Annotated in this window: 18 protein-coding genes and 3 rRNA genes (1 of these 21 only partly in view); 16 read left to right on the top strand and 5 right to left on the bottom strand. The window is 64.6% G+C overall.

Going from position 1 to position 22,033, the window contains the following annotated elements:
* The 3 genes from CLM74_RS01680 to rrf (CLM74_RS01690) form a co-directional block, all read left to right on the top strand.
* Positions 1–1,718: ribosomal RNA gene (locus CLM74_RS01680) — 23S ribosomal RNA — on the top strand; it begins 1,163 nt to the left of the window's first position.
* 169 nt (positions 1,719–1,887) lie between these two features.
* Positions 1,888–2,002: ribosomal RNA gene (gene rrf, locus CLM74_RS01685) — 5S ribosomal RNA — on the top strand.
* A 133-nt stretch (positions 2,003–2,135) separates the two neighbouring features.
* Positions 2,136–2,250 (top strand): 5S ribosomal RNA (rrf, locus tag CLM74_RS01690).
* A 216-nt stretch (positions 2,251–2,466) separates the two neighbouring features.
* On the opposite strand, the gene CLM74_RS01695 is transcribed toward rrf (CLM74_RS01690), so the two are convergent.
* Together CLM74_RS01695 and CLM74_RS01700 are read right to left on the bottom strand one after the other, a co-directional pair.
* Positions 2,467–4,182, bottom strand: coding sequence for a M28 family metallopeptidase (locus CLM74_RS01695; RefSeq protein ID WP_033830160.1), 1,716 nt, complete (start codon positions 4,180–4,182; stop codon positions 2,467–2,469).
* Between the two features lie 78 nt (positions 4,183–4,260).
* Positions 4,261–4,923, bottom strand: a complete 663-nt coding sequence (locus CLM74_RS01700; protein ID WP_032975637.1) for a hypothetical protein — start codon at positions 4,921–4,923, stop codon at positions 4,261–4,263.
* Between the two features lie 169 nt (positions 4,924–5,092).
* Here CLM74_RS01700 and CLM74_RS01705 point away from each other — a divergent pair, with 169 nt between their 5' ends.
* Both CLM74_RS01705 and CLM74_RS01710 read left to right on the top strand, forming a co-directional pair.
* Complete coding sequence (locus CLM74_RS01705; protein ID WP_223483365.1) at positions 5,093–6,322, top strand: peptidoglycan DD-metalloendopeptidase family protein; 1,230 nt, start codon at positions 5,093–5,095, stop codon at positions 6,320–6,322.
* 107 nt (positions 6,323–6,429) lie between these two features.
* Positions 6,430–7,887, top strand: a complete 1,458-nt coding sequence (locus tag CLM74_RS01710; protein WP_105163296.1) for a S41 family peptidase — start codon at positions 6,430–6,432, stop codon at positions 7,885–7,887.
* Positions 7,888–7,973: 86 nt separating this feature from the next.
* On the opposite strand, the gene CLM74_RS01715 is transcribed toward CLM74_RS01710, so the two are convergent.
* On the bottom strand, positions 7,974–8,666 hold the full coding sequence (locus tag CLM74_RS01715) for a rhomboid family intramembrane serine protease (protein ID WP_025878304.1): 693 nt from the start codon (positions 8,664–8,666) through the stop codon (positions 7,974–7,976).
* A 226-nt stretch (positions 8,667–8,892) separates the two neighbouring features.
* Between CLM74_RS01715 and CLM74_RS01720 the strand changes: the two genes are divergently transcribed.
* The 5 genes from CLM74_RS01720 (at position 8,893) to CLM74_RS01740 (ending at position 13,417) form a co-directional block, all read left to right on the top strand.
* A complete protein-coding gene (locus CLM74_RS01720; RefSeq protein ID WP_105163297.1) occupies positions 8,893–10,320 on the top strand; it encodes an outer membrane protein transport protein in 1,428 nt (475 codons plus the stop codon).
* A gap of 109 nt (positions 10,321–10,429) precedes the next feature.
* The gene (locus CLM74_RS01725) at positions 10,430–10,870 is read left to right on the top strand and encodes a hypothetical protein (RefSeq protein WP_051501537.1); all 441 of its coding nucleotides are present in this window, start codon (positions 10,430–10,432) and stop codon (positions 10,868–10,870) included.
* 71 nt (positions 10,871–10,941) lie between these two features.
* A complete protein-coding gene (gene pnuC / locus CLM74_RS01730) occupies positions 10,942–11,550 on the top strand; it encodes a nicotinamide riboside transporter PnuC (protein ID WP_105163298.1) in 609 nt (202 codons plus the stop codon).
* A complete protein-coding gene (locus CLM74_RS01735) occupies positions 11,537–12,604 on the top strand; it encodes an AAA family ATPase (RefSeq protein ID WP_105163299.1) in 1,068 nt (355 codons plus the stop codon). The genes pnuC and CLM74_RS01735 overlap by 14 nt, the downstream gene beginning before the upstream one ends.
* Before the next feature lie 222 nt (positions 12,605–12,826).
* Positions 12,827–13,417 (top strand): hypothetical protein, encoded by a 591-nt coding sequence (locus CLM74_RS01740; RefSeq protein ID WP_105163300.1) that lies wholly within the window; start codon positions 12,827–12,829, stop codon positions 13,415–13,417.
* A gap of 54 nt (positions 13,418–13,471) precedes the next feature.
* Here CLM74_RS01740 and putA read toward each other — a convergent pair whose 3' ends face one another.
* Positions 13,472–16,690 carry a bifunctional proline dehydrogenase/L-glutamate gamma-semialdehyde dehydrogenase PutA gene (gene putA, locus CLM74_RS01745; protein WP_105163301.1) on the bottom strand — a complete coding sequence of 1,073 codons (3,219 nt, stop codon included), beginning with the start codon at positions 16,688–16,690 and terminating at the stop codon, positions 13,472–13,474.
* 273 nt (positions 16,691–16,963) lie between these two features.
* Between putA and CLM74_RS01750 the strand changes: the two genes are divergently transcribed.
* The 6 genes from CLM74_RS01750 (at position 16,964) to CLM74_RS01775 (ending at position 21,760) form a co-directional block, all read left to right on the top strand.
* Positions 16,964–17,440 (top strand): DUF2244 domain-containing protein, encoded by a 477-nt coding sequence (locus CLM74_RS01750; RefSeq protein WP_025878297.1) that lies wholly within the window; start codon positions 16,964–16,966, stop codon positions 17,438–17,440.
* A 50-nt stretch (positions 17,441–17,490) separates the two neighbouring features.
* A complete protein-coding gene (gene coxB / locus CLM74_RS01755) occupies positions 17,491–18,408 on the top strand; it encodes a cytochrome c oxidase subunit II (RefSeq protein WP_223494052.1) in 918 nt (305 codons plus the stop codon).
* 61 nt (positions 18,409–18,469) lie between these two features.
* Complete coding sequence (ctaD, locus tag CLM74_RS01760; RefSeq protein WP_025878294.1) at positions 18,470–20,077, top strand: cytochrome c oxidase subunit I; 1,608 nt, start codon at positions 18,470–18,472, stop codon at positions 20,075–20,077.
* 8 nt (positions 20,078–20,085) lie between these two features.
* Positions 20,086–20,283, top strand: coding sequence for a hypothetical protein (locus CLM74_RS01765; RefSeq protein WP_099782535.1), 198 nt, complete (start codon positions 20,086–20,088; stop codon positions 20,281–20,283).
* Positions 20,280–20,870, top strand: a complete 591-nt coding sequence (locus CLM74_RS01770; RefSeq protein ID WP_105163303.1) for a cytochrome c oxidase assembly protein — start codon at positions 20,280–20,282, stop codon at positions 20,868–20,870. The genes CLM74_RS01765 and CLM74_RS01770 overlap by 4 nt, the downstream gene beginning before the upstream one ends.
* A 14-nt stretch (positions 20,871–20,884) precedes the next feature.
* Entirely contained in the window at positions 20,885–21,760 is an 876-nt protein-coding gene (locus CLM74_RS01775) for a cytochrome c oxidase subunit 3 (RefSeq protein ID WP_025878291.1), read from the top strand.
* 53 nt (positions 21,761–21,813) lie between these two features.
* On the opposite strand, the gene CLM74_RS01780 is transcribed toward CLM74_RS01775, so the two are convergent.
* Positions 21,814–22,032, bottom strand: a complete 219-nt coding sequence (locus CLM74_RS01780) for a twin transmembrane helix small protein (RefSeq protein ID WP_010484233.1) — start codon at positions 22,030–22,032, stop codon at positions 21,814–21,816.
* Position 22,033: the final 1 nt, after the last annotated feature.

Raw genomic sequence — 22,033 nt, forward strand, 5'->3', positions numbered from 1 at the left:
TACGCGGTAGAGGAGCGTTCCGTAAGCCGTTGAAGGTGGATTGAGAAGTCTGCTGGAGGTATCGGAAGTGCGAATGCTGACATGAGTAACGATAATGCGGGTGAAAAACCCGCACGCCGAAAGCCCAAGGTTTCCTTGCGCAACGTTAATCGGCGCAGGGTGAGTCGGCCCCTAAGGCGAGGACGAAAGTCGTAGTCGATGGGAAGCAGGTTAATATTCCTGCACCTCGCGTAAGTGCGATGGAGGGACGGAGAAGGTTAGGCATACCGGGCGTTGGTTGTCCCGGGGAAAGGCGGTAGGTTTGGATCTTTGGCAAATCCGGGATCCTTTAAGACCGAGCACCGAGACGAGCCTTTATGGCGAAGTTGCTGATACCACGCTTCCAGGAAAAGCTCCTAAGCTTCAGCTTACGCAGACCGTACCGTAAACCGACACAGGTGGGTAGGATGAGAATTCTCAGGCGCTTGAGAGAACTCGGGTGAAGGAACTAGGCAACATGGCACCGTAACTTCGGGAGAAGGTGCACCCTTTTTGGTGGCTCGTGCGAGCTATAGCTGAAGAGGGTCGCAGTAACCAGGCCGCTGCGACTGTTTATCAAAAACACAGCACTCTGCAAACACGAAAGTGGACGTATAGGGTGTGACGCCTGCCCGGTGCTGGAAGGTTAATTGATGGGGTCAGCCGCAAGGCGAAGCTCTTGATCGAAGCCCCAGTAAACGGCGGCCGTAACTATAACGGTCCTAAGGTAGCGAAATTCCTTGTCGGGTAAGTTCCGACCTGCACGAATGGCGTAACGACAGCGGCGCTGTCTCCACCCGAGACTCAGTGAAATTGAAATCGCTGTGAAGATGCAGCGTTCCCGTGGCAAGACGGAAAGACCCCGTGAACCTTTACTATAGCTTTACACTGAACGTTGAGTTCGTCTGTGTAGGATAGGTGGGAGGCTATGAAACCATGGCGCTAGCTGTGGCGGAGCCATCCTTGAAATACCACCCTGTCGTGCTTGACGTTCTAACCTGGGCCCATTATCTGGGTCGGGGACCGTGTATGGTGGGTAGTTTGACTGGGGCGGTCTCCTCCTAAAGAGTAACGGAGGAGCTCGAAGGTACGCTCAGCGCGGTCGGACATCGCGCACTGTGTGCAAAGGCATAAGCGTGCTTGACTGCAAGATCGACGGATCAAGCAGGTAGGAAACTAGGACTTAGTGATCCGGTGGTTCTGTATGGAAGGGCCATCGCTCAACGGATAAAAGGTACTCCGGGGATAACAGGCTGATACCGCCCAAGAGTTCATATCGACGGCGGTGTTTGGCACCTCGATGTCGGCTCATCACATCCTGGGGCTGTAGTCGGTCCCAAGGGTATGGCTGTTCGCCATTTAAAGTGGTACGCGAGCTGGGTTCAGAACGTCGTGAGACAGTTCGGTCCCTATCTGCCATGGGCGTTGGAGATTTGAGAGGGGCTGCTCCTAGTACGAGAGGACCGGAGTGGACGAACCTCTGGTGTTCCGGTTGTCACGCCAGTGGCATTGCCGGGTAGCTATGTTCGGAAGCGATAACCGCTGAAAGCATCTAAGCGGGAAGCGCGCCTCAAGATGAGATCTCCCGGGGCACAAGCCCCCTGAAGGAACCATGTAGACTACGTGGTTGATAGGTCAGGTGTGTAAGTACAGCAATGTATTGAGCTAACTGATACTAATGATCCGAGAGGCTTGACCATATAACCTCAAGTTGCCTTGGCCGACATGACATGTCGATAGATCCAAGTGCACGCTACGTCACAAGACCAAACGAGAGGCAGGCGCTCAGGCGCGTCTCTTTGCATCGCTGGCATCACCATGCCCGCCCCCTGCAAAGACACGACGCCCAAGCGACACTCCAACCGCCTCCCTGGTGAAATTAGCGCTATGGAACCACCCGATCCCATCCCGAACTCGGAAGTGAAACGTAGCTGCGCCGATGGTAGTGTGGCCTAAGCCATGCGAGAGTAGGTCATCGCCAGGGTTTATACCCCGAAAACCCCGCTGCTCATGCAGCGGGGTTTTTTCTATTAAGTGAAGGCTCTGCTTTTTTGAGTTCCTTCCGCCCCAAGGGCAAGTACGCGAGCTGGCGCTGCAAGCGCTGCTGCAACCGTCTCCCTGGTGAAATTAGCGCTATGGAACCACCCGATCCCATCCCGAACTCGGAAGTGAAACGTAGCTGCGCCGATGGTAGTGTGGCCTAAGCCATGCGAGAGTAGGTCATCGCCAGGGTTTACATCCAAAAACCCCGCTGCTCACGCAGCGGGGTTTTTCTTTGCGCGCGAGAAACTGAAGGTAGTGCCGGCCGCTGGCCGGCAACCTCATGAACGTCACGCGGCTGCACGTGCCAGCCGGCCAGCGGCCGGCACTACCGGCGCCCAGCACTCACGCACAAAAAAAGCGGCGCCCAAGGGCGCCGCTTTCTTTGGAACTCAACGGCTGGGGGACTTACTTCGCCGCAGCGGCCGGTGCCTTGGCCTTCATCATCGTGTCGCGGGCAGCCTTGAACGGATTGCCTTCGTACCAGTTGGGCCAACGATCGCCGCCGGCCAGTTCCTTGCCGACGCCATACATCAGCTGCAGGTCCTCGACCGTGCCATCCAGCTTCCAGGTGGCCGGGTCATACTCGTCCTTCGGGCCGTGGTAACGGTTGGAACCGTAGTCCGCGGCCGCCTTGCGGCCAGCCTCGACACCGCCGTCGCGCAGGTCCTCACCGCCGTCGGCGTACAGCGCCGGCACACCCGCCTTGGCGAAGTTGAAGTGATCCGAACGGAAGTAGAAGCCGCTCTGCACCGAGGTCTCGCCGTGCAGGGTGCGATCCTGGGCTGCAGCCAGCGGCTTGAGGATGTCTTCCAGCTCCGAACTGCCGAAGCCGGTCACCGTCACGTCCTTGGCACGACCGGCCACCGACATCGCGTCGATGTTGATGACACCGGCGATCTTGTCCAGCGGGAAGGTCGGGTGGGCGACGTAGTACTTCGAACCCAGCAGGCCGGATTCTTCCAGGGTCACCGCCAGGAACACCACCGAACGTTCCGGCTTCGGTTCCTGATGGGCCATCGCTTCGGCCACCTCAAGAATGCCGGCCACGCCGGTCGCGTTGTCGACGGCACCGTTGTAGATGTTGTCGCCCTGTTCGCCCTCATGCTTGCCGAGGTGGTCCCAGTGCGCCATGTACAGCACGGCCTCATCGGCACGCTTGCTGCCAGGCAGCACGCCCACCACGTTGCGCGACTGCTTCTGCGCGACCTTGCTTTTCAGGTCCACCGAAGCGGTTGCCTTCAGCGGTACCGGCTTGAAGCCGGGCTTGCTGGCGTCCTTGTAGGCCTGGTCCAGATCCAGCCCGGCACCGGCGAACAGGGCCTTGGCCGCGTCGGCGCTCAACCAGCCCTGTACCGGCAGGCGCGGCTCCGCATCGTCCTTGGCCGGCAGGTCGTACTGCGGGCCGGCCCAGGAGTTCTTCACCACGTCCCAGCCGTACGAAGCGCCTGCCGTGTCATGGACGATCAGCGCGGCAGCAGCTCCCTTGCGCGCAGCTTCCTCGAACTTGTAGGTCCAGCGGCCGTAGTAGGTCATGCGCTTGCCGTCGAACAGCTTTTCGTCATCGACATGGAAGCCTGGGTCGTTGACGAACATGACCACCGTCTTGCCCTTCCAGTCCTGGCCGGCGTAATCGTTCCACTTCTGTTCCGGTGCATCCACGCCGTAGCCGACGAATACGAGGTCGCTGGCATCGACCTTCACTTCTGTCTGGCCGGTACGGGTGCCCACCACCATGTCGGTGCCGAACTTCAGTTCGCGGGTCTTGCCGCCCTGGGTGAGGGTGAGCACGGTCGATTCATCGGCCGTGGTCTCGGTCATCGGCACGTCCTGGAACCAGCTGTCGCCGTTGCCGGGCTGCAGGCCGATGCGCTGCATCTGGTCGCGGATGTAGTTGACCGTCAGTTCTTCGCCCTTGCTGCCGGGCGAGCGGCCTTCGAACTCGTCGGAGGCCAGGGTCTTCACCATCTCGGCGAAGTCGGCGGCGTTGATCGCCGCTGAGAAGGTGTGCGTGGCCGGCTTGGCGGCGCTGTCGACGCTGGGCGCCGGAGCCGGGGTGTCTTCGCCTTTGCAGGCGCTGAGCGCGGCCGCGGCGGCCAGGCACAGGAGGAGTTTGCGGGGCATCATCGGTTCCTGGAAACACAAGGGACGGCCACGCAGCACGCGCGGCCGGTAGCGGGGAGTATCGCCCAAGCCGCAGGCTCAGTCGGCCGGGGCGGTATCGGTATCGAAGGGGATCGGATCGGCGCCGGTGACCGGGCCGATCCGCGCACTGCGGTGGACGTACAGCACCACCTCGCGCTCGAACAGCAGGCTCCCGTTGACCACGGCATTCGGCCCGATGATGACCCGCGGCTTGCGACTGGCCGTCAGCGAGACGCTGAAGTTCGGCTTGCGCACATGCACGCCACCGCCGACCTGTGAGCCGATGCCGACGGTGATGTCGCCGTTGACGGTCTCCACGTCCTTGCGCACGCGGCTGCCGACCAGGCCGATGCCACCGTTGACGGTTTCCACGCCGCCTTCGATCTGGCTGCCCTGGTCGCTGAAGATGCTGCCGTTGACCGTGCTGACATCGCCGTGGGCCGTCACTTCGCGACCCAGGCGGATGCCGCCGTTGACGGTCTCGATGCTGCCCGTGCGCGCACGATCGGCGACCTTGACGCCGCCGTTGACGGTATCGATGCTGCCGGTTTCCACGCCTTCGCCGACACGGATGCCACCATTGACGGTGTCCAGCTTGCCGTAGCGCTGGCCCGGATCGGCGCTGATGCTGCCGTTGACCTTGCTCACGTCTGCCTGGGCCCAGGCCGGTCCACTGGCCAGCGCAATGCCCAACAGCAGCGGAATGGAGAGAGCTTTCATGGGAACCTCGTTGTTGTGCGGCTGGCAGGCCGCGTGCGGAGATGTCACCATTCCCTGCACGTCTCCGCATCTGCCTGAAGTCACTGGAAAGCCCTTGCGCAACAACGTCTTCCCCTCACGCCGGCATCACATCGCCACCCTGCGCGGTGGACGTTGCCTGTTGCTGGGAATGGCGCTGGCCCTGGCGCTGCCATTGCCGGGTGCGGCGCAGACCTCTTCGGCCCGCGAGGCCGAACGCAAGCTGCAGAAGCTGCGCACCGAACTGAAGGGCGTGGCGCAGGAGCGCCGGCAGATCGAGGGCCAGCGCGGACAGGCGTCGCAGCAGCTGCGCGAGGCCGATGAAAAGGTGGCACGCAGTGGTCGTGCGCTGGCCCAGACCGAATCGGCGCTGCGCGAGCAGACCCAAGCGCTGGCCCAGGCCGAACAGCGGCGCAATGCACTGCAGTCCAACCTGGAAAAGCAGAATCGCGAACTGGCCGGACTGCTGCGCGCGGCCTACCAGCTTGGCAACCACGCGCCGTTGAAGCTGCTGCTTTCGCAGGACACGGTGGCCGATGCCAACCGTGCCCTGGCCTATCACCGCTACCTGCAGCGCGAGCGCGCGCAGCGTATCACCACGCTGACGGCCGACCTCAAGGAACTGGAGACGCTGCAGGCACAGATCGCCCAGCGCCAACAGCAGTTGCAGGGCACTCACCGCGACCAGAAGCAGCAGGTCGCCACGCTCGCGTCGGACCGTCGCGAGCGTGCGCAGACCGTGGCTTCGCTGGAAGAGCGCTTCAAGGACAAGCGCGAGAAGGAACAGGCACTGGGCCAGGACGCCAAGGCACTGGAAACCTTGCTGGCCAACCTGCGCGCTGCCGCGGCCCGTGCCGAGGCCGAGCGCCGTGCCGCCGCCCGCAAGGCCGCTGCGGAGAAGGCCGCTGCCGAAAAGGCCGCACGCCAGGCCAAGGCCGAAGGCCGTCCGGCACCGGCAACCAAGATCCCGCCGGCCGTGGCGTCGGCACCAGCGCCCAAGGTGGGTGGCCTGGGCTGGCCACTGTCGGGCAATCTGCTGGCCCGCTATGGCGGCAAGCTGCCGGATGGCCGTACCAGCAGTGGCGTGTTGATCGGCGCCCCCGCCGGAAGCACCGTCACCGCCGTGGCCGACGGTACGGTGGTGTTCTCCGATTGGATGACCGGCTACGGCATGATCCTGATCGTCGACCATGGCAACGGCTACATGAGCCTGTACGCGCACAACGACACCCTGCTGAAGGATGCCGGTGCGCGGGTCAGCCGTGGCGATGCAGTGGCCAAGGTCGGCAACTCCGGTGGCCAGGGCGTGACGGCGCTGTACTTCGAACTGCGCCGCGGCGGGCAACCGGTCAATCCGGACAGCTGGCTGCAGCGGCGCTGAATTCCGCCTGGCCGCAGCAGGGCGGATTCAACGGGAATTTAGCCACGCTTCGCGCATAATCGGTGCATGTGCCTTGGGCACGATGCCATCGTCGACAGGAGTGATCCATGCGCGCAGCCCGTACCGCCACCCTCTTGCTGGCTCTGTTGCCGGCCCTGTCCTGGGCACAGCAGACCGCCCCCGTCCCGTTGAAGGAAACTCCCGGGAAGGCGGCCAGCAGCGAGGAGGCGGTGACCTCGAAGGTGCCGCTGGACGACATCCGGCGCTTCGTGGCCGTCTACAACGCGGTGCGCGCGGCCTACGTCGATCCGGTCGATGACAACAAGCTGATGCAGTCGGCTGTGCGTGGCCTGCTGCTCGACCTCGATCCGCACAGCACCTACTTCAACAAGGAGGATGCCGAGGCGTTCGACGAACAGGCCAATGGCGCCTATGAAGGCATCGGCGTGGAGCTGCAGCAGCAGCCGGACAACGCCAGCATGAAGGTGATCTCGCCGATCGACGACACGCCGGCGGCCAAGGCCGGCATCCTCGCCGGCGACCTGATCATCGCCATCGATGGCAAGCCGATCAGCGCGATCGATGCCAGCGAACCGCTGCGTGGCCCGGCGGGCAGCAAGGTGGTGCTGACCATCGTCCGCGACGGCAAGCCCAAGCCCTTCGACGTCAGCCTGACCCGGCAGACGATCCGCGTGACCAGCGTGCGCAGCCGCCTGCTGGAACCGGGCTATGGCTACATCCGCCTGAGCACGTTCCAGGCCGACACCGGCTCTGATTTCCAGAAGCACCTGCAGCAGCTGCAGAAGCAGTCCGGTGGCAACCTCAAGGGGCTGGTGCTGGATCTGCGCAGCAATCCGGGTGGTCTGCTGACCGCTGCGGTGCAGGTGGCCGATGACCTGCTCGACAAGGGCAACATCGTCAGCACCCGCGGCCGCATCAGCATCAGCGATGCACGCTTCGACGCAACCCCGGGCGACCTGCTGAAGGGCGCGCCAGTGGTGGTATTGGTCGATGCCGGTTCGGCCAGTGCATCGGAAGTGCTGGCCGGCGCACTGCGCGACAACAAGCGCGCGCGCGTGATCGGCAGCCGCACCTTCGGCAAGGGCTCGGTGCAGACCGTGCTGCCGCTGGACAACGGCGATTCGGTGAAGCTGACCACGGCGCGCTACTACACACCCAGCGGTAAATCGATCCAGGCCACCGGTATCGTGCCGGAAGTGGAACTGAAGGCAGCACCGCGTCCGGAAGACGAGGCATTGCCGGCCAGCCTGAGTGACTACAGTGAGGCGACGCTGCCGGGCCACCTGCGCGGTGACGAGGAAGGTACCGAGGGGTACCACGCAGGCGCCGTGTTGCCGGGCGATGGCCCGATCAACGATGCACTGGCCGAATTGAAGAGCCCGGGTTCGGTTGCGGCGCGCTTGAAGGCAGAAGCTGCGAAGGCCGAAGCGGACAGGGCAGCAAAGGCCGCCGCCAAGCCTGCACCGAAGGCGGAGCCCAAGGCTGAAGCAAAGCCGGAAGCCAAGCCCGAAGCCAAGCCTGCAGAGATCCCGGCCAAGCCTTGATTGCGTAGCGTCGAGCCATGCTCGACTGATGTGCGGACACCGCCCGAGCATGGCTCGGGCGTTTCGCAGAATGCAGCAAGCGGACGCTAGAACCCGTGCCGCTTGCGCAGACGCCGCGCGATCGCTGCGCGCACGTACATGCCGTACACCACGCCGAACACGAAGCCCCCGATGTGCGCCCACCAGGCGACCATGCCGAAGGTCGGGCCGATGTAGGCGAACACCACCTGCAGCGCCGCCCACACACCGATCAGCAGATAGGCCGGGGCCCGCACGAACTCCAGGAACAGCCCCAGCGGGATCACCACGCCCAGGCGCGCGCCGGGGAACAGCGCCAGATAGGCACCGATCAGCGCCGACACCGCACCGCTGGCGCCGATGATGATCTGGTCCGGGCTGCCCATGGTGTAGATCGCGACCAGGTTGGAGATCGCCCCGCCCACCAGGAACAGCAGCAGCAACCGCCACGGGCCCAGCACCCGCTCGGCCGGCAGGCCGAAGATCAGCAGGAACACCAGGTTGCCCAGCAGGTGCGACCAGTCGGCGTGCAGGAACAGGGCGGTGAACAGGCGCAGCACGCTGCCGTCCTGCAGCGTTGCCCACCAGTCCAGCGGGTGGGTCAGGCCGGTGGACAGGGCGCCCCAGTCCAGCCACAGGCTTCCGCGGGCATCGTCCGGGCGCGAGATCGACCACAGGAATGCCAGCCACAGTGCCGCAAACAGCACGGGTGTAGCCCAGCGCAGGGTCGCCTTCTTGCGCGAGGGGAGGGAGACAAACATGGCACTAGCCTAGCGTGCGGGCGCTTTTGGCGGGGAAGGAGCCTGTTCAGCTTTTGCGACGAAGAATGCGCCAGCGCTGTTATTGTTTCATTAACGGCTCTGGGTAATACTCGCATACGGCGTCGTATGTCGGGAGGGGAATCCGGCGCGCTTCGAAAGGCCATCCGGCCTGTCGGGCGCAGGCGCACTTAGAGCACCATCACCGCTTACCGGAGAGAGAACTACGATGCAAACTGCTTCTACCATTGCCCGCCTGACCCTGCTGGCCGTCGGCGTTGCCGGTGCGCTGGCCGCCGCCGACGCCAATGCCGCCGCCTTCCAGCTGAAGGAAAACAGCGCCAAGGGCCTGGGCCGCGCCTTCGCTGGTTCCACCTCTGCCGAAGGCGATGCCTCGGTGGTCGCCACCAACCCGGCCTCGATGCGCCTGCTGGAAGGCACCCAGATCCAGGGTGACGTCAGCGCCATCAGCTTCGGCGCCAAGTTCCGCGGCGAAGGCCGCTATGCCAACGGCGCTCCGATTTCCGGCGGCAACGGCGGCGACGCCGGCATGATCGCTCCGGTCCCGGCGGCGTACTTCCACGTGCCGTTCGGCGAGAAGGACAACATGCATTTCGGCGTGTCGCTGAGCGTGCCGTTCGGCTTCAAGACCGAATACGACCGCGACTGGGTTGGCCGCTACAACGGCGTCAAGACCGAACTGCAGGCCATCGACCTGGGCGCTGCGTTCTCCTATGACGTCAACCCGTACCTGTCGTTCGGTGCCTCGATCTTCGCCGAGCGCCTGAATGTCGACCTGACCAGCGCTGTCGATACCGGCACCGCGATCAATGCCACCGCCCAGCGCACCGCTGCTGCGCGCGTGCTGGCCGCCGGTGGCACCCAGGCCCAGGCTGCTGCTGCTTCGCAGGCTGCCGCTCGCCAGGCTGCCCAGCTCGGCTTCTCGCCGGGTACCGCTGATGGCTACCTGCGCATCAAGGGCGACGAAGTGTCCATCGGCTACACCCTGGGCATGACCGTCAGCCCAGTGGAAGGCACCAACATTGCCTTCAGCTACCGCTCGGAAGTGGAGCACAAGATTACCGACGGTGATGCCACCTTCGATGTCCCGCAGAACGCCGCTGCCTTCCTGGCCACCGCCGCCCCGGGCACCTTCATCGACAGCAAGGGCCGCGCCACCATCACCCTGCCGGCCAGCGCCAACGTCAGCGTGACCCATCGCGTGAACGACCAGTGGAAGATCATGGCCGACGTGTCGCGTACCGCCTGGAGCAAGTTCGACCAGGTGACCGTGGACTATTCGTCCAACCAGCCCGACAGCGTGCTGCCGTTCCACTACCGCGACACGACTTTCGCTTCGATCGGTACCGAGTACCGTTTGAACGAGCAGCTGACCCTGCGTGGCGGTCTGGCGTACGACCAGACCCCGACCACCGACGCCCACCGCGACGTGCGCGTGCCGGACACCACCCGCAAGTGGCTGTCGCTGGGTCTGACCTGGGCACCGTCGGAGAAGATGGAATACAGCGTGGGCTACACCCACCTGTTCACCAAGGATCCGAACGTCAACTCGACCTCGGCAACGGCCAACACCGTTACCGGCAAGTACAAGGTCACCGGCGACGTGCTGGCTGCGTCGATGCAGTACAAGTTCTGATTCCGGCGATTGCCTGAAGCAGTACGAAGGAGGTCCCGCGCAAGCGGGGCTTTCTTTTTTCCGGGGATCTGCATCCACGCATGGCGTGGATCTACGCGACAATGGCCTGATGGCCGATCGCCGATACCTGAAGAAGATGACCCGCTACTGGGCCGCCGAAGAGGCGAGGGCCACCGTGGCGCTGCAGGATGCGCTCGCATCGGAATGGTTCGACTACTGGCATACCCACTTGGACTGGAAGGGGCGTGGCAATCGCCACGGCAGTGATCGCACCGCCGTTGCCGCCGCGTTGCTGCGGCTGCTCGAGCGCGCGGTGGCCTGCAGGCGGCAGGACACCCAGTGCTGGGTGGTGTTGGCGCCGGATAGCGGCCAGAGCGCGCTGTTCCTGCATTCGCCGAATCCGCAGGGTACGCCTTGGCCGCATCCGTTCGATGGCGTGACCTGGGATATCGAAGCACCGGATTGGCTCGCGCCTGTGATGGCGCCGCACCATCAACTGGGCCGCTGGGGTAGCGCAGAGCCCCGGCTGCTGGTGCGCGTGCGCGCTTGATTTCCATCCACGCATGGCGTGGATCTACTGGCTCAATCCCGCGGGGCGTGGATCTACGCGACAATAGCGCGATGAACCTGTCCGACCCGAATTTCCAGCTGGAGCTGGCTGCCAACATCGCCGTTGCCGGCTCGATACTGCTGGCCGGCCGCAACAACGTGCATACGTGGTGGCTGGGCATCGTCGGCTGCGCGTTGTTCGCCGCGGTGTTCGAGCGCTCGCACCTGTACGCGGACATGGTCCTGCAGTTCTTCTTCGTGGTCATCAGCGTGTTCGGCTGGTGGCAGTGGCTGCGTGGTGACCATGGCGCGCCGTTGCCCATCACCCGCTTGCCAGCACGCGCGTGGAGCTGGCTGCTGCCGTTGGCGGTGCTGGCGACCTTCGGTTACGGCTGGATGCTGACCCGGCTGACCAATGCGTATGCGCCCTACATCGACTCGGCGGTGCTGGTGTTGAGCGTGATCGCACAGATCCTGATGATGCGGCGCAAGCTGGAATCGTGGTGGGTGTGGCTGCTGGTCAACACCATCGCGGTGCCGCTGTACTACAGCCGCGGGCTGCACCTGACCTCGATCCTGTATGCCGGTTTCTGGATCAACGCGCTGGTGGCGCTGCGTCACTGGCGGCACCTGATGCGCGCCGAAGCGGATACGGGCAGGGCGGCCGATGGCATTGCCTGAGCGGGTACCGCGCGGGTTGGTGGTCGGCAAGTTCTGCCCGCTGCACCTCGGCCACGAGCGCCTGATCGAATTTGCTTCTACACGCTGCACCCAGCTGCTGGTGATCGGGTGGTCTCAGCCGGGCTTTGCCGGCTACAGCGCGGCGCGTCGCGAGCGTTGGCTGCGCGCGCGCTTCCCGCAGGCGACGGTGGCGGTGCTGGATGATGCGCGGCTGGCGGCGTTGTGCAGGCAACAGGGTGTTCCCGTGCGTGCGCTGCCGCAGGACAAGGACAGTGAGCAGGTGCAACGCGCGTTCACCGCATGGCTGTGCGTGGCGCTGTTTGGCGGACCGGTCCAGGCTGTTTTCACCGGTGAAGACTACGGCGATGGTTTCGCTGCAGCCCTGGCGCAGCATTTCAATGCGCCGGTGCAGCACCATCGGCTGGAGCGTTCGACCGACATCGGTCAGGCCAGTGGTACCGAACTGCGCGCCGATCCGCATGCGCATCGACAGGGCCTGAGCCGGTCGGTCTATGCCGACCATGTGCAGCGGGTGGCCTTCATCGGCGGTGAGTCCACGGGCAAGAGCACGCTGGCGCGGGTGCTGGCCGAACGCCTGGGTACGGCATGGGTGCCGGAGTTCGGGCGTACGTTGTGGGAGCAGCAGGGCGGCGAGCTGCAGGCGCAGGATCTGCTGCGTATCGCTGCGACCCAGCCGCAGCACGAGCACCAGGCCGCGCAGCATGCATATCGCTGGGTGTTCTGCGATACCACGCCGTTGGTGACGCTGGGCTACAGCGGCTGGATGTTCGGCACTGCGCCCGAACCACTGCAGCGGGCCGCGGCGCGTGCGTACGACCTGCTGTTCCTGTGCGCCCCGGATATCCCGTTCGAGCAGGATGGGACGCGTGTGGGCGAGGAATTCCGCATGCAGCAACACGCGTGGTATCTGCAGCAGTTGCAGGCGCGTGGGATGGAATACGTGCTGCTGGAAGGTGACCTGGAAGCGCGTACCGCGCGCGTGCAGGCGGAGCTGGCAAAGCGTGCGGACAACCGGTTCAGTGTTCTTGCGTGATCGGCCAGCCGTTGCGATCTGGCATGGCTGTCCTCAGCATCCAGACCGGGAGGGCTCAAGTAGTGGCAAGTGCGACCAGCTATGACGGGTCTGCCTCCTGACGATGCGAAGGGGAGGCTTTAGCCTGATTTCCCTATGAATATCCCTTCACTTTCGCCGAGATCCGTGCGGCTTCGCTGTTCCCTCCTGCTCCTGCTTGTACCGGCTGCCAGCATCCCGGCCATGGCGGCAGCTGACTTTGCAGAGTGCTTCGTGCTCAAGCCGGGGGTTTCCTGGTCCAACGGTCAGTACAGCTTTTCCACGGCGACGGCCTCCTTCGGAGGTAAACCCAGCATGGTCGCGATTACCCACGGAGATGGAGTCAGGACCGCAGAGTACTTCGACCCTTCCGGTCGCGTACTTCTGGCGGAAATCCAGTACGGAATCGCAGGATTCGGCGGAGATCCTGCCAAGGCAGCGATAACCGACGAGTACGATGCCATGCCCACCTTCCCGCAGCGTGCCAAACCCGGAGAACAGTTCCATCGTTCTGGAAAGGGCGTACGTTTCCTGGCCTCAGAGCCTGGTGAAGCGCCAGAGGCAATCGAGTATCGGGGGATGTCCAACTTCACCTTCGTCGGTTTCGTTGATCTGGAGGCGACGGTCAACGGTGTGCCGCGAACGTTTGCCAACACCTGCCACCTGAAGGCGCAGGACGCCCAGCACACGATGGAGTACTGGTATGCACCGGGCTATGGTCCGGTCCGAAAGCGAGCCTTCTCCAACGGGACACGCTTGTTCGATGACACGATCAGGCGCATCACGGAAGAATGAGCACAAAAAACCCCGCTTTCGCGGGGTTTTTCGTTTACTGCATGACGCCTGGGATCAGTCGCCCAGGGTCAGCAGCGAGGCGTTGCCGCCGGCGGCGGTGGTGTTCACCGTCACCGTCTTTTCGGTGGCGAAGCGCAGCAGGTAGTGCGGGCCGCCGGCCTTGGGGCCGGTGCCGGACAGGCCCTGGCCGCCGAACGGCTGCACGCCGACCACCGCACCGATCTGGTTGCGGTTGACGTAGACGTTGCCGACGTGGACGCCGTTGCTGATGCGGTCGACGGTTTCGTCGATGCGCGAATGCACGCCCAGGGTCAGGCCATAGCCGGTGGCGTTGATCTGGTCGATCACCGCGTCGAGCTGGTCGCCCTTCCAGCGGATCACGTGCAGGACCGGCCCGAAGATTTCCTTCTGCAGCTGGCCCAGGTCCTTCAGTTCGTACGCACGCGGTGCGAAGAAGGTGCCGTTGGCCGCTTCGGCGGACAGTTCGGCCGCAGCGATCAGGCGCGCTTCGCGGTCCATGCGCGCGGCGTGGTCCTGCAGGATCTTCAGTGCATCGGCGTCGATCACCGGGCCGACGTCGGTGGACAGCAGACCGGGGTTGCCGACCTTCAGTTCCTTCATCGCACCGGCCAGCATGGTCATCACCTTGTCGGCGATGTCGTCCTGCACGAACAGCACGCGCGCGGCCGAGCAGCGCTGGCCGGCCGAGGTGAAGGCCGAACCGATGGCGTCCTTGACCAGCTGTTCCGGCAGTGCCGAGGAGTCGGCGATGAAGGCGTTCTGACCGCCGGTTTCGGCGATCAGCACGCCGATGGCGGCATCGCGTGCAGCCATCGCGCGGTTGATCGCACGGGCGGTGTCGGTGGAGCCGGTGAAGGCCACACCGGCCACGCGTGGGTCGGCGGTCAGCGCGGCACCGACGGTGGCGCCATCGCCCGGCAGGTACTGCACCACGTCAGCCGGCACGCCGGCATCGTGCAGCAGCTTCACTGCGTAGTAGCCGATCAGGTTGGTCTGCTCGGCCGGCTTGGCGATCACGCTATTGCCGGCGGCCAGTGCGGCAGCCACCTGGCCCAGGAAGATCGCCAGCGGGAAGTTCCACGGACTGATGCAGACGAACACGCCGCGGCCATGCAGCTGCAGTTCGTTGGATTCGCCGGTCGGGCTGGGCAGCTTCTCGGCGTGACTGAACTGCTCGCGCGCCTGCTTGGCGTAGTAGCGCAGGAAGTCCACGGCTTCGCGTACTTCGGCGATGCCGTCGGGCAGGCTCTTGCCGGCTTCCTTCACGCACAGCGCCATGAATTCGGGCATGCGCGCTTCGAGCTGGTCGGCGGCGTGCTCGAGGATGGCGGCGCGGCTGGCGGCCGGGGTGCGGTTCCAGGCCGGCTGTGCGGCCACGGCATTGGCCAGCGCCTTCTGCACGGTGGCGGCATCGGCGGCCTGCCACTGGCCGACCACTTCACGGGTGTCGGCCGGGTTGGTCACCGGCAGCGAGGCACCGGTCGGGTCCGCGCCCGGCACCAGCGGTGCGGCCTGCCAAGGCTTCACTGCAGCGTTGAGCTGCTCGGCCAAGGCGCGCAGTTCGTTGTCGTTGGCGAGGTTGGCGCCCATGGAATTCTTCCTGTCGTGGTTCTGGCTGCGCAGCAGGTCAACCGGCAGCGGGATCTTGGGATGCGGAATCGATTTGAACGAGGACACCATCTCGACCGGATCGCGGACCAGGTCGGCGATCGGCACGCGCTCGTCGGTGATGCGGTTGACGAAGCTGGAGTTGGCGCCGTTTTCCAGCAGGCGACGCACCAGGTACGGCAGCAGGTCTTCATGCGAACCGACCGGCGCGTACACGCGGCAGGGCAGGCCAAGGCGATCGGCCGGCACTACTTCGGCGTACAGGTCATCGCCCATGCCGTGCAGCTTCTGGTGCTCGTAGACGCCACCGTTGGCGATACTGCGCACTGCGGCGATGGTGTGTGCGTTGTGCGTGGCGAACATCGGGTAGATCGCGTCGGCATGGGTAAACAGACGCTTGGCACACGCCAGATAGGACACGTCGGTGTTCTGCTTGCGGGTGAACACCGGGTAGCCGGCATAGCCTTCGATCTGCGCGCGCTTGATCTCGGCGTCCCAGTAGGCACCCTTGACCAGGCGCACCTGCAGGCGACGACCGGCGCGACGCGCCATGTCGGCCAGGTGGTCGATCGTGTACGGCGTACGCTTCTGGTAAGCCTGCACGACCACGCCGAAACCATCCCAGCCGGCCAGCGAGGCATCGCCGAACACCTGCTCGATGATGTCCAGCGACAGTTCCAGGCGATCGGACTCTTCGGCGTCGACGGTGCAGCCGATGCCGTAGCTCTTGGCCAGCTGCGCCAGTTCCAGCACGCCGGGCACCAGGTCCTTCAGCACGCGCGCGCGCTTGGCGTGCTCGTAGCGCGGGTACAGCGCCGACAGCTTGATCGAGATGCCCGGTGCGTTGTTGACGTCGCCATCGGCACGGCCACCGCGCGCCTTGTGGTCACCACCGATGGCGTGGATCGCACGACGGTAGTCTTCCAGGTAACGCAGGGCGTCCTTCATGGTCAGCGCGCCTTCGCCGAGCATGTCGAACGAGTAGCGGTAGCTGGCGCTGTCGCCCTTGTGCGAGCGTGCCAGCGCTTCGCCGATGGTGCGGCCCATGACGAACTGGTGGCCCATGATCTTCATCGCCTGGCGCACGGCCAGGCGTACCACCGGCTCACCGACGCGGCCGACCAGGCGCTTGAACGCGCTGGGCGCATCGGCGCGGGTGGCGTCGTTCATCTGCACCAGCTTGCCGGTCAGCATCAGGCCCCAGGTGGAGGCGTTGACCAGCACCGAGTCGCTGCCGCCCAGGTGTTTTTCCCAGTCGGCATCGGCCAGCTTGTCGCGGATCAGCTTGTCGGCGGTCTCCTGGTCCGGAATGCGGAGCAGCGCCTCGGCCACGCACATCAGCAGCACGCCTTCCTCGCTGCCCAGGTCGTACTGGCGCATGAAGGCTTCGATCGCGCCCTGGTCCTTGGCGCGCACACGCACGCGGGCGACCAGGTCGGCGGCCAGCGCCTGCACCCGGGCCTGCTCGTCGGCCGGCAGGCGTGCCTGCGCCAGCAGTTCGCGCACATGGCTGGCCTCGTCCTTCAGCCAACCATCGGTAATGGCCTGGCGGAACGGGTTGGGGGACGCCGGCAGTTCCGGCGACAGCAGCGCCGAGTGACGCGGAGCGTCGCTGGCGGCAATGGGAGAGGAGGGTGCGTTCATGCCGGTCCGGCCAGTGGAAAACTTGGCGATTTTAATCATTTTTTCGACTTCAGGAAGGCCCGCGCAGCCACCTTCATGAATGCTGATAGCCCCTAGCGGTGGTGGATTCAGCGTGTTCAGCAAAGTCGGGCCGTTTTGTGCCGAATTCGTCATTCGTGCCGCTGGGCTCATGCTGTATTGCAGCATCGGAAAAAGTGTGAATGCACCCTTGCTACCGGCGAGAGGGCAGGGCTACCATCGAGACGTTTCCCGCGGCAGGAACGCGGTTGCGACATGATCGAGGTGCTTACAGCTCCGGATGGGTCAGGTACGCAGCTGCGACTGCGTCCCCCACGGGCGCTCGATGCCCGGCAGTTCGTCCTGTTGTTTGCTGTGTTGTCGGGAGTGATGTGGCTGGTGTCCGCCTTCGGGTGGGTGGCCGGCAACGCATTCGCCCCCCTGTTCGCGCTGCTGTACAGCCTGTTGCTGGCAGCTGCGTTGCGCGCGTTGTGGCGCAGTGGTGAACGGCAGGAGGAAATCCGGGTAGTGCCGGCGTGCGTGGAGGTCATCCCCGTGCCCGGTGGATCGCCGGTGTTCCGGGCTCATCCGCACTGGGTGCGCCTGCTCACCGACGACCAGAGGGTCCGGCTGGCATCCAGCGGCCGGCAGGTGGAGGTGGGGAGTTTCCTCGCGCCGGCCGAACGTCAAACGCTTGTTGAAACGCTTGAAGATTTGCTCGCCGCCAGCGATGGCGGCAACCGACGACGCTAAGGGTCTAGGCAATGAAGCAAAGCAGAGGGTGGGGCACGAAGTGCGTTGCAATGGCCGCTGCGATGGGGGCCCTGCTGTCGATGACGGGGACGGTGCTGGCCCAGGCGGCCGATCCAAAGCCGTGGCAGTTGAACATGGGCAAGGGGGTGACCCAGACCTCGCGCCTGGCCTGGGAATCGAACAACCTTTCGCTGATCGTCTGTACGGTGATCGGCGTGATCGTGTTCGGCGCGATGGCCTACGCGATGTTCAAGTTCCGCAAGTCCAAGGGTGCGGTCGCTGCCACCTTCAGCCACAACACCAAGGCCGAAGTCATCTGGACGGTGATCCCGGTGATCATCCTGGTGGTGATGGCGTGGCCGGCCACGGCCAACCTGATCAAGATGTACGACACCCGCGATGCCGAGATGACGGTCAAGGTCACCGGCTACCAGTGGATGTGGAAGTACGAGTACCTGGGCGAGAACGTGACCTTCACCAGCCGCCTGGACCGCGAGTCCGACCGCATGCGGCAGAGTGGCAAGGTACCGACACGCGAGAGCCATCCGCACTACCTGCTGGATGTCGACAACCGGCTGGTACTGCCGGTGGACACCAAGGTGCGCTTCGTCATCACCTCCGACGATGTGATCCACGCCTGGTGGGTGCCGGCGCTGGGCTGGAAGCAGGACGCCATTCCCGGCTTCATCAACGAAGCCTGGACCAGCATCGAGCAGCCCGGTGTCTACCGCGGCCAGTGCGCGGAGCTGTGCGGCAAGGACCATGGCTTCATGCCGATCGTGGTCGAGGCGGTGTCCAAGGAAGAATTCAAGCAGTGGCTGGCGCAGCGCAAACCCGCGCCTGCACCGGCAGCGCCTGCCGCGCCCGCCGAACCCACCGCACCTGCCAGTGAAACGCCGGCGCAGCCGGCGGCACCGGCAGCCGCCGAGGCCGGCAACGCGCCTGCGGCGGCGGCCAGCGGAGCCTGATGTAACTGCCCGCGGCCGTATCGCGGCTGCGGCGACAACCGATCCTGAGAGGTGTTTTGCAATGGCGCACTCGGCAGTTGGGCACGACGATCACCATCACCCGCAGAGCTTCTTCGAGCGTTGGTTCTTCTCGACCAACCACAAGGACATCGGCACGCTGTACCTGGGTTTCAGCTTCATCATGTTCGTCATCGGCGCGTTCATGAGCGTGCTGATCCGGCTGGAACTGGCCCAGCCCGGCATCCAGTACATCCGTCCGGAAATCTTCAACCAGCTGACCACCGTGCACGCGCTGGTGATGATCTTCGGCGGGGTGATGCCGGCCTTCGTCGGCCTGGCCAACTGGATGATCCCACTGCAGATCGGCGCGCCGGACATGGCGCTGCCGCGCATGAACAACTGGTCGTTCTGGCTGCTGCCGGTGGCCTTCAGCCTGCTGCTGCTGACCTTCCTGCTGCCCGGTGGCGCGCCGGCCGGTGGCTGGACGCTGTACCCGCCGCTGTCGCTGCAGGGCGGCTACAACGTGGCGTTCACCGTGTTCGCCATCCACGTGGCCGGCATCAGTTCGATCATGGGCGCGATCAACATCATCGCCACGGTGCTGAACATGCGCGCGCCCGGCATCGACCTGCTGAAGATGCCGATCTTCTGCTGGGCCTGGCTGATCACCGCGTTCCTGCTGATCGCGGTGATGCCGGTGCTGGCCGGTGCGGTGACGATGCTGCTGACCGACAAGTTCTTCGGCACCAGCTTCTTCAATGCGGCCGGTGGTGGTGACCCGGTGATGTTCCAGCACATCTTCTGGTTCTTCGGCCATCCCGAGGTCTACATCATGATCCTGCCCGCCTTCGGCGTGGTCAGCGAGATCATTCCGACCTTCAGCCGCAAGCCGCTGTTCGGCTACCAGGCGATGGTCTACGCCACTGCGGCGATCGCGTTCCTGTCGTTCATCGTCTGGGCCCACCACATGTTCACCGTGGGCATGCCGCTGGGCGGTGAGATCTACTTCATGTTCGCCACCATGCTGATCTCGATCCCGACCGGGGTGAAGGTGTTCAACTGGGTCAGCACGATGTGGCGCGGCTCGCTCACGTTTGAAGCCCCCATGCTGTGGTCGGTGGCGTTCGTCATCCTGTTCACCATCGGTGGGTTCTCCGGCCTGATGCTGGCGATCGTGGCCGCCGACTTCCAGTATCACGACACCTACTTCGTGGTCGCCCACTTCCACTACGTGCTGGTGACCGGCGCGGTGTTCGCGCTGATCGCGGCGGTGTACTACTGGTGGCCGAAGTGGACCGGGCGCATGTACAGCGAGAAGTGGGCCAAGGTGCACTTCTGGTGGTCGATCGTGTTCGTCAACCTGCTGTTCTTCCCGCAGCATTTCCTGGGCCTGGCCGGCATGCCGCGCCGCATCCCCGATTACTCGGTGGCGTTCGCCGACTGGAACCTGATCAGCTCGATCGGTGCGTTCGGCATGTTCGCCACGCCGTTCATGATGGCTGCGATCCTGCTGTCCTCGCTGCGCAATGGCGAGAAGGCCGAGGCCCGCTCCTGGGAAGGCGCGCGCGGTCTGGAGTGGACGCTGCCGTCGCCGGCACCGGCGCACACCTTCACCACGCCGCCGACCATCCGCCCGGGTGACCTGGCCCACGACGATATCGGTCATTGAGGTGATGCATGCATAACGAGAGCCCGATCACCCCGGCCAGAGCCGAGCCACGCGTGGCCGCAAGCGCATCGCCAGGCCTGCGGCCGGGCACCGCGCCGCTTTATGCGGAGCAGCGCCAGCGCGCCAAGCGCACCGCGTTGTGGGTGGGCGCGATCGCCGTGCTGGTGTACGTCGGCTTCATCCTCAGCGGCGTGATCGGTCGATGAGCGAAACACCGGCCACCGCTCCGTCACGCAGCGCCGGCCTGCCCCGCCTGATCGGCGTTGCGGTGGTGGTGTTTCTGCTGACGTTCTCGCTGGTACCGCTGTATCGCATCGCCTGCGAGAGGGTATTCGGCGTGCGCCTGGAACGTGGCCCGGGCAGCGAAGCCAGTACCGGTGCTGCCACCGGCAAGCGCACCGTGCGGGTGGAATTCGATGGTGGCGTCAATTCGCGGCTGCCGTGGTCGTTCCATCCCGAGCAGCTGACCATGGATGTGGTGCCTGGCGAGCTCAACGAGGCGCTGTACTTCGCCCGCAACGACAGCCAGCAGGCCGTGGTCGGCAGCGCGGTGCCTTCGGTGGCGCCGGCACGCGCGTCCGGGTTCTTCAGCAAGACCGAGTGCTTCTGCTTCACTGCGCAGACCCTGCAGGCCGGCGAAAAGCGTGACATGCCGGTGCGCTTCATCGTCGATCCGGACCTGCCGCCGGAAATCCGCACGATCACCTTGTCCTACACCTTCTACCGCAACGATGCGTTGTCCGATCGGCTGGCGCCCGCCGCCACGTCGGAAGGCGCCCACGCTGCTCCCTGACCCGGATACCGACCATGGCCCAGACACCTACCGACGCCAACGTGTACTTCGTCCCGGCCCAGAGCAAGTGGCCGTTCGTCGGTTCCATCGCGATGATGGTGACCATGGTCGGCGTGGCCAGTTGGCTCAATGACGCCAGCTGGGGCCGCTGGACGTTCTACATCGGCGTGGCGATGCTGGTGCTGACCCTGTTCTGGTGGTTCAGCGATGTGGTGCGCGAGTCGCAGGCAGGCAACTACAACCGGCAGGTGGATGGTTCGTTCCGGATGGGGATGGTCTGGTTCATCTTCTCCGAAGTGATGTTCTTCGGTGCCTTCTTCGGTGCCCTGTTCTACACCCGCCACCTCGGCCTGTCGTGGTTGAGCGGCGAAGGGCGCGGGGTGATGACCAACGAGCTGCTGTGGCAGGGCTACTCGGCCGGCTGGCCGACCAATGGCCCGGCAGCGATCGGTGGCGCGTTCCAGACGATCCCGGCCTGGGGCCTGCCGCTGATCAATACGCTGATCCTGCTGACCTCGGGCGTGACCCTGACCATCGCCCACCATGCGCTGAAGGCGGGCAACCGCCGCCAGCTGTTGATCTGGCTGGGCCTGACCGTGCTGCTCGGCTTGGGCTTCCTGACCCTGCAGGCCGAGGAGTACATCCACGCCTACAAGGAATTGAACCTGACGCTCGGCTCGGGCATCTACGGTTCGACCTTCTTCATGCTGACCGGCTTCCACGGCGCACACGTGCTGCTGGGAACGATCATGCTGATCGTGATGTGGCTGCGGTCGGCGAAGGGACACTTCACCCGCGACAACCATTTCGGCTTTGAAGCGGCCGCGTGGTACTGGCACTTCGTCGACGTGGTGTGGCTGATGCTGTTCCTGTTCGTCTACGTGCTTTGACCGCGCAGGCGTCGGCAGCGTCAGCCGCCGGCGCTGCCTGGTCTGATGGGGCGTCAGCCGCCGATGCCGTGCGGTTTGATCCAGCCCATGTAGATGCTGACGATCACCAGTACGATCAACGCCACCGACACTCCGATGCGGCGGGTCAGTGCATTGACCGTGCGCTTGGTCTGGCCGCGGTCCACCAGCAGGTAATACAGGCCGGCGCCCAGATTCCAGACGATGACGATCAGAAACGCGATTACCAGCAGGGTCTTCAGCGAATCACTCATG

This window comes from Stenotrophomonas sp. MYb57, from assembly GCF_002966815.1.
GTDB classification, from domain to species: Bacteria; Pseudomonadota; Gammaproteobacteria; order Xanthomonadales; family Xanthomonadaceae; genus Stenotrophomonas; species Stenotrophomonas indicatrix.

Coding starts and splice junctions, on each gene's coding strand:
- CLM74_RS01695 (WP_033830160.1), bottom strand. CDS start 4,182: ATGCCCCGCAAACTCCTCCTGTGCCTGGCCGCCGCGGCCGCGCTCAGC.
- CLM74_RS01700 (WP_032975637.1), bottom strand. CDS start 4,923: ATGAAAGCTCTCTCCATTCCGCTGCTGTTGGGCATTGCGCTGGCCAGT.
- CLM74_RS01705 (WP_223483365.1), top strand. CDS start 5,093: ATGGCGCTGGCCCTGGCGCTGCCATTGCCGGGTGCGGCGCAGACCTCT.
- CLM74_RS01710 (WP_105163296.1), top strand. CDS start 6,430: ATGCGCGCAGCCCGTACCGCCACCCTCTTGCTGGCTCTGTTGCCGGCC.
- CLM74_RS01715 (WP_025878304.1), bottom strand. CDS start 8,666: ATGTTTGTCTCCCTCCCCTCGCGCAAGAAGGCGACCCTGCGCTGGGCT.
- CLM74_RS01720 (WP_105163297.1), top strand. CDS start 8,893: ATGCAAACTGCTTCTACCATTGCCCGCCTGACCCTGCTGGCCGTCGGC.
- CLM74_RS01725 (WP_051501537.1), top strand. CDS start 10,430: ATGGCCGATCGCCGATACCTGAAGAAGATGACCCGCTACTGGGCCGCC.
- pnuC (WP_105163298.1), top strand. CDS start 10,942: ATGAACCTGTCCGACCCGAATTTCCAGCTGGAGCTGGCTGCCAACATC.
- CLM74_RS01735 (WP_105163299.1), top strand. CDS start 11,537: ATGGCATTGCCTGAGCGGGTACCGCGCGGGTTGGTGGTCGGCAAGTTC.
- CLM74_RS01740 (WP_105163300.1), top strand. CDS start 12,827: ATGGCGGCAGCTGACTTTGCAGAGTGCTTCGTGCTCAAGCCGGGGGTT.
- putA (WP_105163301.1), bottom strand. CDS start 16,690: ATGAACGCACCCTCCTCTCCCATTGCCGCCAGCGACGCTCCGCGTCAC.
- CLM74_RS01750 (WP_025878297.1), top strand. CDS start 16,964: ATGATCGAGGTGCTTACAGCTCCGGATGGGTCAGGTACGCAGCTGCGA.
- coxB (WP_223494052.1), top strand. CDS start 17,491: ATGGCCGCTGCGATGGGGGCCCTGCTGTCGATGACGGGGACGGTGCTG.
- ctaD (WP_025878294.1), top strand. CDS start 18,470: ATGGCGCACTCGGCAGTTGGGCACGACGATCACCATCACCCGCAGAGC.
- CLM74_RS01765 (WP_099782535.1), top strand. CDS start 20,086: ATGCATAACGAGAGCCCGATCACCCCGGCCAGAGCCGAGCCACGCGTG.
- CLM74_RS01770 (WP_105163303.1), top strand. CDS start 20,280: ATGAGCGAAACACCGGCCACCGCTCCGTCACGCAGCGCCGGCCTGCCC.
- CLM74_RS01775 (WP_025878291.1), top strand. CDS start 20,885: ATGGCCCAGACACCTACCGACGCCAACGTGTACTTCGTCCCGGCCCAG.
- CLM74_RS01780 (WP_010484233.1), bottom strand. CDS start 22,032: ATGAGTGATTCGCTGAAGACCCTGCTGGTAATCGCGTTTCTGATCGTC.